Genomic DNA, 15,045 nt, shown 5'->3' with positions numbered 1-15,045 from the left:
ATCATAAAGTATCTGTAGATTTCAAAACCCAGCAGAAAAAAGATCCCCGAAACACTTATAAAACTCAGAGGAATTGTTTGCCGTTGCATCGAAGCCGGTTGGAGGATTCTTCTCTGTATAGGATTATGATCGTTTTCGGCGAAGGGGGAGCTGTCCGCCGGACAATCTGCATTGCAGAGCCGAAATGCAGATTTCTCGGCGAACAATGGTATTTTCCCGACCAAAAAGATCTGTCGCGTGGCTCTTGGAACGGTCGGAAATGTTAGCAGCCGGCCTTTCTCCCGTTTTTTTCCTCCCGATGGCATGGCTGTTCTCCCGATTGATACGTGTGAAAAACGTAGAGGTAAAAGAAGGGGGAGCCGGCACGTGGTCGGCTCCCCCTCTTCGTATGTGTGTTCGGCAGTGGTCTTAGTTCAGCAGTGTCATATTAAGGATTACGACGTCTTTCAGGGGACGATTGCGCTCGTCCGTATGCTGGCGTTCGATTTTGGAGAGGGTCTTTTCGCCTTCGATCAGTTGGCCGAAGACGGTGTAGTCGCCATCGAGGTGGGGTGCGCCACCTTGGAGCATATAGGCTTTCTTCTGCTCTTCCGAAAAGGTGCATTTCTTCTCCTCTGCCATGCGTTCGAGATCGAAGTCGGTGAAGAATCGTCCCGTGACGATGTAGAATTGGGTGGCCGATGAGCGTTTTTCGGGATTCACGTCGTCGCCTTGTCGCGCCGCGCAGAGTGCACCCCATCGGTGGAAGTGTTTGGACGGATCGATCTCCGCCGGCAGGGTACGCGTGGTGGTGTCGTTGCCGAGGTCTTCGAGCGGCTTGGCGTTTTTGCTCAGGAGGTTGCCCGACTGTACCATGAACTGGTTGATGACGCGGTGGAAGAGCACGCCGCGGTAAGCTCCGCTGCGGACGAGGGAGATGAAGTTGTCGCGATGGATCGGCGTCTCGTTGAAAAGCTCTACCGTCATTTTGCCCCGCGATGTTTCGATCAGGACGCGACGGCGTGCTTCGCCGGTTTGTGCCACAGCCGCACAGCAGGCTACGAGTACAAGTAGGATAAATAAGGTTCGTTTCATATCATTATCGTTGATGTTTATTACTGTGTGCCGTCTCACTCTCTGTTCAGATGTCGCTTAGCTCCAGCCAGCGCATCCCCTTGCTGTCGATCTCTTCGATCAGGGCGGCGATCCGGTCGCCGGCGGTGAGTAGTTCGTCCGTGGCCATCGTGCCGCTGCTCATTCGGGATTCCAGTTCGGCTTTCTCCTTTTCTAATTTTGGTAGTTCGGCTTCGAGCCGTTCCAGCTCCTGCTTCTCCTTGAAGGTCAGCTTTCGCGGACGCTCGGCAGCGTCGGTTCGGGGCTTTTCGCTTTCTGCCTTACGTGTCGAGGGGGAAGATTCGACGGTCTGCCTTTCGGCCTCTTCCTGCTGTTTGTATTCGCGGTACTGGGTGTAGTTGCCGGGGAAATCCTTCACGATGCCGTTCCCCTCGAACGTGAAGAGATGGTTCACTACCTTGTCCATGAAGAAGCGGTCGTGCGAGACGACGAGTACGCATCCTTTGAATTCGCTCAGGTAGTTCTCCAGTACGTTCAGCGTGAGGATATCGAGGTCGTTGGTGGGCTCGTCGAGAATCAGGAAATTGGGGTTCTTCATCAGCACGGTGCAGAGGTAGAGCCTGCGCTGTTCGCCACCGCTCAACTTGTGGATCGGCGTATATTGCTTCTCGGGCGGGAAAAGGAACTGCGTCAGCAAGGCCGATGCCGAGAGGGTGGTACCATCCTTTTCATTCCGAATCACCTCGGCGATGTCCTGCACGGCTTCGATGACGCGTTTGTTTTCGTCAAACTGCATGCCCTTCTGACTGTAATAGCCGAAGCGAACCGTCTCCCCTACATCGAAATACCCCGAGTCCGGCTCTTCTTCGCCGAGCAGCAGCCGGAGGAAAGTGGTCTTGCCCACGCCGTTGGGCCCTACGATACCTACCTTGTCGTACCGGCTGAAAATGTAGTCGAAGTCGCTCAGGATAGTGCGATCGCCGAAAGCTTTACAGACTTTGTGAGCTTCGAATATCTTATTGCCTATGTATCTGCCCTGTTCCGAGAGGTGGAGCGTTTCGTCCCGGTGGCGAGGTTGGGCTTTTTCCTTGAGTTCGTAGAAGGCATCGATGCGGCTCTTCGCTTTCGTACCCCGTGCCTGCGGTCTGCGATGCATCCATTCCGCTTCGCGGCGCAGGAGGTTGGCTGCGCGGCTTGTTTCGCGTTCGGTGGCTTTCAGCCGCTCTTCCCGTTTGTTCAGGTAGTATTCGTAGTTGCCTTTGTAGGCATACAACTGTTTGTTGTCCAGCTCCAGTATGCGGTTGCATACGCGATCCAGAAAGTAGCGGTCGTGGGTGACCAGAAGCAGTCCGATCTGCTGATGCGAGAGGTAGCCCTCCAGCCATTCGATCACGTCCAGATCGAGGTGATTGGTCGGTTCGTCCAGAAACAGCAGTTCCGGATTGCCGATGAGCGTACCTGCCAGAGCGATGCGCTTAAGCTCCCCACCGGAGAGATTGTCCGTGGTGCGGTGCAGATCGTCCAGATGCAGACGGGTGAGAATCTCCCGTGCGCACTGTTCGTACTCCCACGCGCCGAGGGCATCCATTTCGGGGAGCAACTCCTCCATGCGTTTGCCGTCGCCCCGAGCCGAAGCCTCCTCCCATCGCGCTATCAGGGAGGTCATCTCATCGTTGTGTCCGAAGCAGGTCTCCAGTACGGTACTGCCCGGAAGTACTTGGGGAAGCTGTGGCAGGTATGCACGGCGGATACCGTTTTGGTAGATCACTTCTCCGGAATCGGGTGAGTCGATTCCCGTAAGGATATTCATCAGGGTCGTTTTCCCGTTGCCGTTGCGTGCGATAAGTCCAATCTTTTCGCCCCGTTCGATACTGAAAGAGAGGTCTTCGAAGAGAACCAAATCGCCGAAACTTTTGGTCAAATGCTGTGCCTGAAACATGCTGTCTTTAGATGCAGAGTGGTATCAATCCTTCTGTTTGTATGCCTGATAACGAGCCATTACGCTGCGTACATAGTTGATCGTCTCCGCTCCTCGCAGATAGCCGGAGCGACAGACAGGATCGTTATAGTAGTTAGGGTCTTTCTTGAGGCGGATGTATGCCTCCACGTTATTGTCCCATACGTTGGGGTTGCCCCCGTACTTCGCAGCCAAACGCCTTGCGTCCGCCACGTGACCCGAGCCGGCATTGTAGGCAGCGAGCGTAAACTTGAGCTTTTCTTCCGGATCCGTTACATCGGGAAATTCGTTCTTGAACGCCAACAGGCATCGGATGGAGACGCGTACCGAAACTTCCGGATCCAGAAGTTCCTGCTTGTCGGCCCCGAAGCGTCGGCCTGTCCTCGGCATGATACCCATCAAACCTCTGGCACCGGACCAGCCTACGATACCGGCATTGAAGCGCGATTCGTGGTAGGCGATGGATGCGAGCAGATGCCAGGACCAGCCGAGCCGAAACTCCTCGGCATAGTGCTTGAAAATGGTATCGTACTGCGATATACTCCCTTTCCTCAGCTTGATGCGAGGTCGGGGAGCGGACTGCTCCTCTTCGACCTCATCGTCGCTCTTGCTCATCTCGAAGTATCGCTTCTGTATGGCTCGGTACGATTCCTTGTCGGGGATGGATTCCCCCCATCGGTTCACCCACCGCGCCAGACAATGATTGTCCTTGCGGACGATCCATTGCAGCCTTTGTCCGAAGCCTACTTTCAAACTGATGTCTATATTGCGGTAGTAGGTTCGTGCCAGTCGTGCCAACTGTTCATCGGCAAAGGTGTAGTCTATTTCTCCTTTGGCTACCTGCGTGATCAGGTCTTCGGTCGTGAGGGTATCTCCGCTGAGGATCAGCGAATCGATACCTCCCCCCACTTCTTCGTTCAGGTGCCGGAGCCGATCGGCATAGCGAGTATGTGCCATGACTGTAACGGGCTTGCCGATAAGATCTGTTACGTTCGTTATACGTGGATTGCCATCGCTGCGTTGCACCAATACTTGTCCCGATATTTCTTCGGGACCAACGAAGAGATACTTCTGCTTACCCTTGAAGGTTGCGGCCTGAGGTGTAATTGCCATATCGACCAGGCCGGTATCGACCGCAGCATAAAGTGCCTCGTCGTTGGGCACCACTTCAACGACCAGAGTCAAGCCCAGAGAGTCGGCGAGCAGCTTGGCCAGCTCGTACTCATAGCCCATTTCTTCGTCTTTGTACACGAAGTAGGTGGTCGATGATGAGAGTGTAGCCACGCGTAGCGTGTCCGCAGAGCGCAGCCCCGATACGACAGAGGAGTCGCATGGGATGCTGTCGGCTCTCCCCTCTTCGGATACACAGCCTCGGCAACTCTGCGACAAGGCTCCTACAAGGATGGAAGCGGTAAGACCGACCATACATAAAAACCATCTGCCAAAAGATTTTTTCGATATGGGCATAACGATGATAAATACCGTACTGACGAGATACACAGGTATCTCTTTGACGAACGAAGATAACGACTTTCCGATAAAGCGGCTTCCGAAGCCTGTCGCTTTCTTCAAGAGTTTCTGTCCGGTCGGTCTTTTTCGTTACATTTGCAGAGCGATAGAGATCTCCTGTTAAAGCCAAATCGCAGTATGTCAGCGAGATTCTATCGAACGACAGTGTTTTGTATTAAACGGCTAAATGACATTAGACATGTATCCGAACTTTACCCTTTCTCTTGATTTGTCCGGCCGATTGGGCCGAACTCATACGTGCACCGTATATTGCTTCCCCAAACGCATGGATCTCGGCAACGAATAGGATTGGGATAATACTTCCATAATAGATCAAATGCTTAAGGCACCCGCTCGGTTCGGCCATGAATTGAGCGGGTGCCTCTTTGTATTTCAACTCTTGAAAAGGCTTTTTTCAGCCCACGATCCATATACAAATCATTTACGATCTATATATAAATTAAAAACGATCTGTATATAGATCGTAAATGATTTGTATATAGATCGTTATCATGTATTGCGATATTCGTATCCTGATCTGAAGAAGTTCGTTCTATCTTCTCTTTGGCAGCCAAAAACACTTGCGTTTGGGTGCTTATTTAGAATGATTCTAAACACATCTTCGTTGTTGAAAACTTTTTTGGCACATGTTTTTATACCAATGAATAGTACAAGCAGGGATGATTCGGCATTCGTGCCAGTAGAATTACAGATCCTTTCCATGCGATTCTTCATGCTTATTCGTATGCTGATCGGACACAAAGAAGATGAAGGGGGGCACTTAGAGGATAGAAGGGAGGGGATTTGTTAGGGCGGATTTCAAAAAAATAAGGGCTATCTCCCGACAGCCCTTACTTCCTTATTAACCTTAAAATCTAATACCATGAAAAACACAGTACAAAAATAAGGCGATGTATTTCTCGTGCAACTATATTAGGCCAAAAAGGCGCATATTAGTCCAATCAATATTTGTTTTCGGCCTTATACTCTTGTTTTCTCCCATATTCGAACGGGGATCATACGCCAGAAAGCGACCAGTAAACGATAGCGCCAGTCGAAAGTCAGCAGTCTTTTTCGACGGATGACAGCCTTTACTATTGCTTGGGCAACTATCTTGGACTCCATCAGCATTGGATACTTACCGTCTCGTAGTAGGGGGGTATCGACAAATCCGGGACGAATCTCCGTAACGGTCAGGTGTAGGCTGTCTGTTGTGGCCAATTGGCGTATGGATTGGAGATAGTGCATTTGAAAGCGTTTGGTGGCGGAGTAGGCAGGAGCGGATCCCATTCCTCTTGTTGCTGCTACCGAACTGATGGCTACTATTTGACCCTTTTTCCGAAGGCGAAAATAGCGGTAGGCGGCACCGATCATTCGGGTAAATCCTTCTCCATTGGTGCGGAGGGTGTCCAGCTCTTTCGTTTCGTCCAGTTGCGGATTGTTATAACCGATACCGGACGAGTGGAAGTATACATCCATACCGCTCATTTCTTCGATGAGGTGGGACAGCCTTTCAGGAGCATCGGAATGCGTGATGTCTATTACGGCTGTATAGACCTGTGAGGGATTCTCCTGCTTCAACGCATCGAGCATTTGGGTATTGCGGCCGGCAACACCTACGAACCAACCGCGAGAGATAAATAGGCGGGCTACATCAAGCCCGATGCCAGAGGTGGCTCCTACGACAACGATTCGTTTGGCTTCCATGATTTCCTGTTATGAAATGAAGTCCATCCCACGAAGAATTTTCGCTTCTTCTGTCGTAGCTCCTACGACAGTGAAAGCCTTCATCTCACGTGGGTGCGGGTAGGCTTTGCGTTGTTCTTCGAATGTCTTCGGCGATGCCCTTAGCGATCGATCCGGTACGAGCGGATCGAAGGTATGCAGCAAAGCCCTTTCGATACGATGGTCGGGGAAGAGCGACAGATCTATGATGGGATGAGTCGGTGGGGGAGGGGCTAAAGTATGCAGCAGGGGAAATTCCAGTCCGAATACTTCCGTAATGGCTTCAAGGCACATTCTGGCTCCATTGGCTTTTCCATCTGCAGAGAATCCTGCTATGTGAGGAGTCGCGATGTCTGCCAAATCCAACAGGCTGAGGTCTATATCGGGTTCTCCTTCCCAGCAATCTATTACGAGGGCTTGGAGCCATCCGCTTTTGACAGCCCGAATAAGAGCTTGGGTATCCGCTACGGCTCCTCGGCAGGCATTGATCAGGATAGGCCTTTTGTCTGCACAGCTGCGTAGAAAAGCCTCATCGATGAGGTGATAGGTGGCGTGAGGGCCTTCATGGGTGAGGGGAACGTGGAATGAGATAATGTCGCACTGCTCCGTCAGTCGGCTTAGAGGAAGAAAGCTATTGTCCTGCTCTGCCTCCGACCGAGGTGGATCGCAGAGCAGGAACTCCATGCCATAGGCGGAGGCCAAACGCTTCAGCTCACCGCCTACATGGCCTACACCCACTATACCCATTACCTTCTCTTTCAGGGAAAACCCCTCGCGCAAAGCCAGACGACACAGGCAGCACATTACATACTGCGCTACGGCCGTAGCATTGCAGCCGGGGGAATTGCGCCAGAGGATACCGTGGCTTTCGCAGTATTCGCGGTCGATATGGTCGAATCCGGCCGTGGCAGTCGTTATCAACCGTACATCAGTACCTTGCAGAAGAGCCGGTGTGCACTTGGTGATGCTGCGGACGATCAGCGCCCGGGCATGACGTATCGTATCGGGAGAGAAGCAGTCCGAGTGCAGGTAAGTAATGTCCGCAACGGGATCGACAATACCTCTCAAATAGGGCACGGATGCTTCTGCCACTATTTTGAGAGGACCGGATGGAGAGGAAAGCATTTCTTAGGCTTCGCCTTTTATTTTGGTTGGGAATGTAAATGTGGCATCCGATACGCGTTGCTCGGTGTGGATCTCGCCGTGTTCCACTTCGTAGCGATGGATATTGTCCGAGAGAGTGGTCAAAAGTCTTTTGGCATTGTCCGGAGTCAGGATGATGCGATTTTGGACTCGTGCGGTGTCACGATTCGGAACCATACGGATGAAGTCCAAGACAAATTCGCTCGGAGAGTGCATCACGATACAGAGATTGCAGTAGTTGCCCTGAGCTATTTCTTCGGGCAGTTCGATGTTGATTGTTTTGCTTTCGTTTTCCATTTGTTCTTGAATGTTTTAATAAGTAGTATGAGGGGAAGTGCCAAGCTGAATAACGTATGGCACCGTTACCCCCTTTTGAACAAAGTTACTCCTTTCGTCTAAATGTGAATAAGGGTTCACGTGCCACGAGTGAAATTATTGCGGTTCGAATTACGGATAATGCTCTTTTCCCATCCGGTACAAATATACCCTGTACGAAATACGCTCTTTTTGCCGAGGCATACTTTGTACAGGGTAAGTAAGCATGTCCCGATTCGGGACGAGATAGGGTGAGCTTATCGCAGGCGTTCGGCTGCCCGTATCATGGCTTCATCCGCTCCTATGCCACGAATGGCCAGATAGTGCAGGATGATGGAGACTATCGGCATGCAGAGCCAAAAACGGAATCCGAACTCCAAGTTCTCAGCCGAGCATATCTGCCAAATCTGCATCCCCAGATAGATAAGAAAACCTATCGTGACGAGGATATTGAAGATACATAGTCTGATCTGCAAGATTCGCTTTTTGTAGAGGAAGATGGTAGCAAACGAGATCAGTACGATAATGGCATCAAGAGCAAAAAGACCCCAAGTGGACTTGACCAGCGCATTGGTAGCCGGTGCATATAGTCCTAATATGTTCATCGCGTATCCTTGTCCTTCCGGCCCTATCAAAAGCCCTATCGGTTTGAATAGAAGCACCGTCATGGCTATACCTGCGAGCAGGAGCCAAAGTGTCTGAATTCTCTGCCACATAAGTCGAAAAAGTTGGCGTTGTTAGGAGATCAGTCGTTTGTGGATGTTGCTCCGGGCATACGGTAGTAGAGTTTGTCCTGCTCATATTCTGCCGTAGCTATCAGACCGGGCTTGGGCAGATGCTCATAGTAGCGCGAGATTTCGATCTGCTCACGATTTTCGAAAACTTCCTCCAGATTGTCATTTGAAGAAGAGAAGTCCTGAAGTTTCTTTTCCAGATCCTGTTTCATTTGCTGCCCGATTTGATTGGCACGCTTGGCTATGATCATCACTGTCTCGTACACGTTCTCCGTGTCTTCGCTCAGACGCACCATGTCACGTGTAATGGTGTCCATGGGGACATTCATTTTCTTAAGCTCCATATATCTTTTCGATTGTTTTTGTTTTTAGTCGTACTTGTGTCAGGGCCTTTTTCTTCCGATCGGTTCCGTTGTTGATCCACCCTCTGCCGTCTCCTTTATGTTGCTGCGATGGGAGACTCCCCGGGTGTGTATGAGCATTCGTCAAGCGTCTTGTGAGATATGCTTGCTGACGCTGTCGTAGATCTTTTTGGCTTGCTTGAGATATTTCCCGTTGGGAAATTCGTTGATGTAGGCAAAGTACTGGTCTGCCACATCACGGTAGCGCGTTTGCAACTTTTCACTGACGCTGAAAGAGGCCTCTTCATACATAGCCTGAAGCATCAGGAAGACCAGCTCTTCGCGATGCTTGGTGTATGGATAAGTCTTCAATGCAGCCTCTGCTGTCACGATGCAAGAACGATAGTTATTGCCCAAATACAAGCCGAGGTTGTAGTAGAGCTTGGCCGTCCTGTATTCCTTGTAGGCCAACTTGTCCTGCAAACCGAACAGCATATTCTCGGCTTCTTTGGCATATTTGCCATTGGGGAAAAAGTCGAGATAAGACTGTAATTCCTGAATGGCCAGGTACGTGTCCGACTGATCCAGTCGCGAATCAGGCGATGCTTCGTAGAAGCAATATCCGGCTTTGTAACGAGCTTCTTCGGCGCGCAATCCTTTGGGGTATTTGTTGTAGTACTCTTGATAGCAGATGCCGGCATCGGCATCGCGTCTCATCTCTAAATAGCATTCTGCCAACAGAAACATCAGCTGCTCACCTTCGCTCGTGCCGTCATATATGCCTCGTACGTCCTCTAATAGAGAAGCTGCTTTGCTGTACTTCCGTTCGTTGTAGAACTTCTTGGCATACGAATACTTGAGGGATGTATCGGGGCTTTGCTGTATCCTTACAAACTCTCCGCAGGATGCAAAAAGGAACGTCAGTGCGGCGAAAAAAATGAGCTTTCTGCTTGTCATCTGTTTTTGTCTTATGATGGACTTAACCTCGCAAAGATAGCCGTTTTCTATATATAACGTGAGTTCGATATAAAGGAATGGCACAACACATTGGCTATTAGTGTGTTTTATTTCCCACACAGTGTTTTTCAGGCACTTATATTGCTTTCAGATGGCTTTTTATCTACATCTGAAGCCCAATGACTTGGAAGCCCGCCCCTTCTTCCCGATCATTATGCAGCCGGAGAATCACAAAAGAGTATGATTTACAGCTACTTGTTATTTTTATGGTATGTTCGCTTAGATCGAACTGGCGTTGAAAGATCGGGTGAGCTTGGATATGAATTGGCGTGTGCAGGAGATACTTGCCAAAGCTTTCGATACGTTTTGTAAGGAGCAGGGGTACGAGAAGTCCCTGCCTGTCATCAGGGAATGGCTCGATAGCGACAATGCGAATGTGGTCAGGGCCGTAACGGAGGGATTGAGGATTTGGACAAGTCGCCCATTCTTCAAAGAGAATCCATGTCTTGCTATCGAATGGCTCAGTCGGCATAGGGGGCACGAAAGCGAATACGTGCGCAAGTCTGTCGGCAACGCACTGAAAGACATCAGCAAGAAGCACAAAGAATCGGTCGCAGAAGAGCTAAAGAAATGGGATTTGTCCGATCCTTTGGTCTTGTTCACTTACAAATATGCTTCCAAGCATCCGGATAAAGACATTAAAAAACAGTGAAATATGGCAAGAGCAACGACGAAACAGGATTTGATCATGGCTTCCAATGGGCAATTCGAGAAGCTATGGGTACTTATTGACGGAATGAGCGATGATCTGCAGAATGCGACATTTGCCGACCAAATGGCTACAGCCGGCAAGGAAGCACATTGGGGTCGGGACAAAAACCTCCGCGATGTACTCGTGCATCTGTACGAGTGGCACCAACTCTTGCTGAATTGGATCAACTCCAACAGCAAGGGCGAACGCAAGCCTTTTCTGCCTGAACCCTATAACTGGAAGACTTATTCGGTGATGAACGTGGAGTTTTGGAAGAAACACCAACAGACGCCATTGGCAGAAGCAAAGGACAAATTGAAAGAAAACCATCGACAAGTAATGGCATTGATCGAGACATTTTCGAACGATGAATTATTTGCCAAGGGAGTATTCGACTGGACGGGTACTTCGACTCTCGGTGCATACTGCGTATCAGCCACTTCCAGTCATTACGACTGGGCGATGAAGAAAATAAAGCTGCATATCAAGACCGGTAAGTGAACGGATGCGAAGCTGTTTGTGTGTCAAATGCTCTTTCTCCTTGCAGTATTTATTATGGGCAAAGTGGCAGTAGAGATCTCTCCTAAAGAGGGTATTTTTCGCTCTTGTAACAGGCTTCTCACAGGTGAAGACAATGGAGCTTCCGGAATCATGGTTGAAAAAGCGTATGAAGGATAGGGAACTCACCGCAGAAAATCAGACCATTCGTACCTTGAGTGAAAAACGTGAGCAAAACGGATGTAAGCCGGTAGAAATCGTCAGCCGACTGACACAATCGCCAAGTATGGAAGTTGCCTCGTTGGCAAGTATCATTTCCGCATCTATCGGCTATCTCGTATCGATGGAAGAGCGGAGTCCCGTATACAACGGAATCGATATGCAGAGCGAGAGAGGATGGGAACAGATTGTACGGGGATAGATCTGAGGATCGACTTATGGATGAAACATATTCGACAAGTAGATATACATTTAACCATTTAATTTGTTGAGGTTATGAGCAAGATATTTGCACAAGACACAGACTGTTCGTTTCTGATCGAGCAGGCTGTCAAAGCTCCTTCAGGGCATAATACGCAACCATGGACATTCAGGATTAAAGAGACGGGAATCGACATTCTGCCCGATTTTACAAAAACGCTGCCCGTAGTCGATCCTGATAATCGAGAGCTATTTGTTTCACTTGGATGCGCTACGGAGAATCTTTGTGTAGCGGCAGTCCATAAAGGATACGAGACGATGGTCTCTATCGCAGAAAACGGCACGATCCACATCGAACTTACCAAGCAGGATTCCGATACTCCATCTCCTCTGTTTCCTCATATATCCGTAAGGCAGACGAACAGAAGTGTCTATGATGGAAATACTATTCCTGTGAACGACATTGTCGCTTTGGGAGAAAAGAGCGATATGGAACCTTGTGTCGGAGTCCATTTCTTCAAGAATGGCACACGGGAGTTCGACGCTATTTCGGAAATGGTTTGTGAGGGCAACAGCATACAAATGCGAGACAAAAAGTTCAAAGAAGAATTGCAGCAATGGATGCGCTATAACAAGAAGCATCAAGATGCAACGAGAGACGGACTCAGCTATGCCGTATTCGGTGCACCCAATCTGTCTCGCTTCATTGCAAAGGCCATTATCACCCGACTCATTAACGAGAAGTCTCAAAATAGAAATGATAGAAGAAAGATAGCCTCCTCTTCTCATTTTGTTTTGTTTACCACTTCGAACAATACGGTGGTGCAATGGATAAAATTGGGGAGAGCATTGGAACATATCCTGCTCAAGGCTACAGGCATGGGTATTTCGCATGCTTATATGAACCAGCCCAATGAGGTACAGGGCCTTTCGAGAAAAATGGCAGAAATACTCGGTATCGAAGACGCATATCCTACGGTTCTGATACGATTGGGATATGGGAGTAAGATGCCGTATTCGTTGAGAAGAAGTGTCCAATCCTGCATTATCCCTAATTCCTTCGATTGAAAGAATCAAGAGGATACAAGCCTCAAAGGTGATCCCACCGAAAAATCTCTTTGGGGCCGGACAGAATGTTTGAGCATGGCTGACAAAAACGAAGAGGGTGCTGCAAAGACGAAACGCTTGCAGCACCCTCTTGAGCTTTCAGCCTTATATCCTCCGGCTTATTTCTTCAGGTGTTTGGCGAAGAAACCGAGCATGGCACGGTATAGCTCCATGGAGTTTTCTTCACGATGGAATCCGTGGCCTTCGTTGTACTTCACCATATAGGGTACTTCGAATCCGCGGGCACGCAGTGCCGTCACGATCTGATCGGACTCGTTGATATTCACGCGTGGGTCGTTAGCTCCCTGTACGACGAACAGTGGCTTATTGATCTTGTCGATCTGGAAGAAGGGGGATACTTCCTTGGCAATAGCTGCTTCCTCCGGATTGTCGAGGTCGTACCAAATTTCCTTGACCATTTCCTTAAACGGCTTCCAATATTCAGGGAAGGAGTCGAAGAAGGTGTAAATGTTCGATACACCTACGTAATCCACACCGCAGGCATAGAGATCGGGTGTTTTCACCAGACCCATCAGCGTGGCATAACCACCGTGGCTGGCACCGTATATGGCGATCCTGTCGGGATCCACCCAACCTTGGCTGATAGCATAGCGCACACCATCCTCCACATCGTCCATAGCTTTGCGACCGATCTGTTTGAATCCGGCACGGAGGAATTCCTTGCCGTATCCGCCTGAGATGCGGAAATTGACTTGCAGGGTGGCATATCCGCGGCTGGCGAAGAGCTGGGTCTCGGGATTGAAGCCCCATGAGTCGCGTATGCCTTGGGGGCCTCCATGCGGATTGACGATCAGGGGTACTTTCTTCCCTTCGAGGGCTGCTTTCGGCAGAGTGATATAGCCATGGATGGTGAGTCCGTCGCGGCTCTTGAATTTGATGGGGCGCATCTCGGCCATATCTTCCTCCTTGAGCTGAGGCATCAGGTCATAGAGGAGGGTAAACTTCTTGGTGCGCGTATCGAACTGGTAGTAGGTGCCGTATAGCTTGTCGCTTTGTACGGCGATAAGCAGGATGGTCTCATCATCATCGTAATCGACCACGGAGAATTCTTTGCCCTTGAATTCCTTTTCCATCAGCTTGTGCAGCTCTTTGTAGGTGGCACTTACGGGTACGACTACGGACTTCTCGCCTTCGTAGGCCATGAGGTCTATTTCGTAGTTTCTCTTACGAGAGAGGTGCAGGCCGCTGACGTCGTAGTCTTCGTTGGCGAAGATCTCGCGGATGATCTTGTTCTGCTTCAGGTCGTAGAGTACGATACGAGTCTTGTCGCTGTCCAGGTTGGTCAGTACATAGGCTTCGTCTTTGTTCTTGGAGGCATAGTTGAACGCGATGACTCCGAAGGTGTCGTCCCAGTGTGTTTTCTTCAGCAGACGGAACTCGCCCGTAGCCAAATCCTTGTAGTACAACTCGGATTCGATCCCGTTTACGAGGCGGCTGTATCCACGCAGTTCGCCGTCCTTGTCGAACTCGTAACCTTGAATGGGGTTGGCCGCATCCTTATTCTCGTAGAGCTGGGTCAGCTCGCCTGTTACTACATTCAGTTTGTAGGGTTCGAAGATCTGCGGATTGTTTTTGTTCATGGATATGATCATGTAGTCCTTCTGCTCTTTGAGCATGTTGAGGATCGAAGCCTTCACTCCGTCAAAGGGGGTGAGATCGCGGGTATTGCTGCCATCGATATTCGAAGCAAAGAGGTGATAGTTCTCATTCCCTCCTTTGTCCATGACAAAGAAGAGACGTTCGTCGTTGATCCATCCGTAGCCTTTGATCAGTTCGTCCTTTTCTTCGATGGCACGCTTGACGGTGCCGGTGGCAATTTCCTTGACATAGACATGGCGTTTGCCGGCATCGTCCTTTTCCATGTATGAGAGGTACTTGCCGTTGGGGCTTAGCTGAAAAGCGGAAGCCTTGGGTTTGGCAAAGTAGTCTTCTACCTTGTATTTGTAGTTGCCCTTGTCCAAAGCTGCCAGTGCCTTAAGCTCTTCTTCGGTCGAAGGCAAGGCTGTATTGCCGGGCAATTTGGATTCGAATCGTTGTAGCGTAAGCGGCAGGCTGAAGCCCATCTGCTCTACATTGCCTTCTATCGTATTGCCGGACAGGGTGCCCTTGAATGTGAACTGAAGGGCAGCTGCGGAGAGTGTCAGTTTGCCATCGGCAAAGGAGGTCTTCTCTACGGGTATGCCGGTTGCTCCCTGAGCAGGTACATCCATCGTCGTGGAGAGGTTGGCACCCTCTCCGGTGATGTGGAATATGAGTTCCAGCTCCATGTTGGCTTGCGGAATGGAGAGCATTCCTTTCCAGTCGCCTGTGATCTTTTGTGCATGCACAGTCATTGCTCCTAATGTCAGGATTGTTAGTAATAGGATTTTTAGTTTCATACTTGGTATTTTGTTGGGTGATTATGATGAATTGCTTGTTTCTTCGGTGGTATCGGACAGGAAGGAGAGGACCATTGGATTCTGCCGATAGCGACGACAAGATTAGAAAAATATGCTGACATATTCTATTCAAAAG

14 protein-coding genes and 1 pseudogene are annotated in these 15,045 nt (G+C 49.8%); 5 read left to right on the top strand and 10 right to left on the bottom strand.

What is annotated here, in order from left to right; genetic code table 11:
- Positions 1–408: 408 nt before the first annotated feature.
- The 3 genes from PGN_RS06515 to PGN_RS06505 are packed head-to-tail and all read right to left on the bottom strand — an operon-like array spanning position 409 to position 4,582.
- Complete coding sequence (locus PGN_RS06515; protein ID WP_039417122.1) at positions 409–1,074, bottom strand: peptidylprolyl isomerase; 666 nt, start codon at positions 1,072–1,074, stop codon at positions 409–411.
- Positions 1,075–1,120: 46 nt separating this feature from the next.
- A complete protein-coding gene (locus PGN_RS06510; RefSeq protein ID WP_012458219.1) occupies positions 1,121–2,992 on the bottom strand; it encodes an ABC-F family ATP-binding cassette domain-containing protein in 1,872 nt (623 codons plus the stop codon).
- A gap of 24 nt (positions 2,993–3,016) precedes the next feature.
- Entirely contained in the window at positions 3,017–4,582 is a 1,566-nt protein-coding gene (locus PGN_RS06505) for a transglycosylase SLT domain-containing protein (protein WP_012458218.1), read from the bottom strand.
- Between the two features lie 598 nt (positions 4,583–5,180).
- On the opposite strand from PGN_RS06505, the gene PGN_RS11610 reads away from it, so the two are divergent.
- A complete protein-coding gene (locus PGN_RS11610; protein WP_169924599.1) occupies positions 5,181–5,330 on the top strand; it encodes a hypothetical protein in 150 nt (49 codons plus the stop codon).
- A 170-nt stretch (positions 5,331–5,500) separates the two neighbouring features.
- On the opposite strand, the gene PGN_RS06490 is transcribed toward PGN_RS11610, so the two are convergent.
- The 6 genes from PGN_RS06490 to PGN_RS06465 all read right to left on the bottom strand — a co-directional run bounded on the left by PGN_RS06490 (position 5,501) and on the right by PGN_RS06465 (position 9,734).
- A complete protein-coding gene (locus PGN_RS06490; RefSeq protein WP_004584492.1) occupies positions 5,501–6,226 on the bottom strand; it encodes an SDR family NAD(P)-dependent oxidoreductase in 726 nt (241 codons plus the stop codon).
- Between the two features lie 9 nt (positions 6,227–6,235).
- Positions 6,236–7,369, bottom strand: coding sequence for a 4-phosphoerythronate dehydrogenase PdxB (pdxB, locus tag PGN_RS06485; RefSeq protein WP_012458216.1), 1,134 nt, complete (start codon positions 7,367–7,369; stop codon positions 6,236–6,238).
- Between the two features lie 3 nt (positions 7,370–7,372).
- The gene (locus PGN_RS06480; RefSeq protein WP_004584490.1) at positions 7,373–7,684 is read right to left on the bottom strand and encodes a DUF3467 domain-containing protein; all 312 of its coding nucleotides are present in this window, start codon (positions 7,682–7,684) and stop codon (positions 7,373–7,375) included.
- 275 nt (positions 7,685–7,959) lie between these two features.
- On the bottom strand, positions 7,960–8,418 hold the full coding sequence (locus PGN_RS06475; RefSeq protein ID WP_004584488.1) for a DUF4293 domain-containing protein: 459 nt from the start codon (positions 8,416–8,418) through the stop codon (positions 7,960–7,962).
- A gap of 29 nt (positions 8,419–8,447) precedes the next feature.
- Entirely contained in the window at positions 8,448–8,780 is a 333-nt protein-coding gene (locus tag PGN_RS06470) for a DNA-directed RNA polymerase subunit omega (protein ID WP_004584487.1), read from the bottom strand.
- Positions 8,781–8,921: 141 nt separating this feature from the next.
- Positions 8,922–9,734 (bottom strand): outer membrane protein assembly factor BamD, encoded by an 813-nt coding sequence (locus PGN_RS06465; protein WP_039417128.1) that lies wholly within the window; start codon positions 9,732–9,734, stop codon positions 8,922–8,924.
- A 289-nt stretch (positions 9,735–10,023) separates the two neighbouring features.
- On the opposite strand from PGN_RS06465, the pseudogene PGN_RS06460 reads away from it, so the two are divergent.
- The 4 genes and pseudogenes from PGN_RS06460 to PGN_RS06445 form a co-directional block, all read left to right on the top strand.
- Positions 10,024–10,446: pseudogene (locus PGN_RS06460) on the top strand (DNA alkylation repair protein); the annotation flags it as partial.
- A gap of 3 nt (positions 10,447–10,449) precedes the next feature.
- Positions 10,450–10,986: a ClbS/DfsB family four-helix bundle protein gene (locus PGN_RS06455; protein ID WP_012458211.1), complete on the top strand. Its 537-nt coding sequence runs from the start codon at positions 10,450–10,452 to the stop codon at positions 10,984–10,986.
- A gap of 133 nt (positions 10,987–11,119) precedes the next feature.
- Positions 11,120–11,404, top strand: coding sequence for a hypothetical protein (locus PGN_RS06450; protein ID WP_012458210.1), 285 nt, complete (start codon positions 11,120–11,122; stop codon positions 11,402–11,404).
- A gap of 74 nt (positions 11,405–11,478) precedes the next feature.
- On the top strand, positions 11,479–12,471 hold the full coding sequence (locus PGN_RS06445) for an Acg family FMN-binding oxidoreductase (RefSeq protein WP_012458209.1): 993 nt from the start codon (positions 11,479–11,481) through the stop codon (positions 12,469–12,471).
- 158 nt (positions 12,472–12,629) lie between these two features.
- Here PGN_RS06445 and PGN_RS06440 read toward each other — a convergent pair whose 3' ends face one another.
- Positions 12,630–14,909 (bottom strand): S9 family peptidase, encoded by a 2,280-nt coding sequence (locus PGN_RS06440; protein ID WP_012458208.1) that lies wholly within the window; start codon positions 14,907–14,909, stop codon positions 12,630–12,632.
- Positions 14,910–15,045: the final 136 nt, after the last annotated feature.

Origin of the sequence: Porphyromonas gingivalis ATCC 33277 (genome assembly GCF_000010505.1) — a bacterium.
GTDB classification, from domain to species: Bacteria; Bacteroidota; Bacteroidia; order Bacteroidales; family Porphyromonadaceae; genus Porphyromonas; species Porphyromonas gingivalis.
This window is presented reverse-complemented; position numbering and strand designations above follow the sequence as displayed.

Coding starts and splice junctions, on each gene's coding strand:
- PGN_RS06475 (WP_004584488.1), bottom strand. CDS start 8,418: ATGTGGCAGAGAATTCAGACACTTTGGCTCCTGCTCGCAGGTATAGCC.
- PGN_RS06480 (WP_004584490.1), bottom strand. CDS start 7,684: ATGGAAAACGAAAGCAAAACAATCAACATCGAACTGCCCGAAGAAATA.
- PGN_RS06445 (WP_012458209.1), top strand. CDS start 11,479: ATGAGCAAGATATTTGCACAAGACACAGACTGTTCGTTTCTGATCGAG.
- PGN_RS06455 (WP_012458211.1), top strand. CDS start 10,450: ATGGCAAGAGCAACGACGAAACAGGATTTGATCATGGCTTCCAATGGG.
- PGN_RS06515 (WP_039417122.1), bottom strand. CDS start 1,074: ATGAAACGAACCTTATTTATCCTACTTGTACTCGTAGCCTGCTGTGCG.
- PGN_RS06440 (WP_012458208.1), bottom strand. CDS start 14,909: ATGAAACTAAAAATCCTATTACTAACAATCCTGACATTAGGAGCAATG.
- PGN_RS06450 (WP_012458210.1), top strand. CDS start 11,120: ATGGAGCTTCCGGAATCATGGTTGAAAAAGCGTATGAAGGATAGGGAA.
- pdxB (WP_012458216.1), bottom strand. CDS start 7,369: ATGCTTTCCTCTCCATCCGGTCCTCTCAAAATAGTGGCAGAAGCATCC.
- PGN_RS06470 (WP_004584487.1), bottom strand. CDS start 8,780: ATGGAGCTTAAGAAAATGAATGTCCCCATGGACACCATTACACGTGAC.
- PGN_RS06510 (WP_012458219.1), bottom strand. CDS start 2,992: ATGTTTCAGGCACAGCATTTGACCAAAAGTTTCGGCGATTTGGTTCTC.
- PGN_RS06465 (WP_039417128.1), bottom strand. CDS start 9,734: ATGACAAGCAGAAAGCTCATTTTTTTCGCCGCACTGACGTTCCTTTTT.
- PGN_RS11610 (WP_169924599.1), top strand. CDS start 5,181: ATGAATAGTACAAGCAGGGATGATTCGGCATTCGTGCCAGTAGAATTA.
- PGN_RS06490 (WP_004584492.1), bottom strand. CDS start 6,226: ATGGAAGCCAAACGAATCGTTGTCGTAGGAGCCACCTCTGGCATCGGG.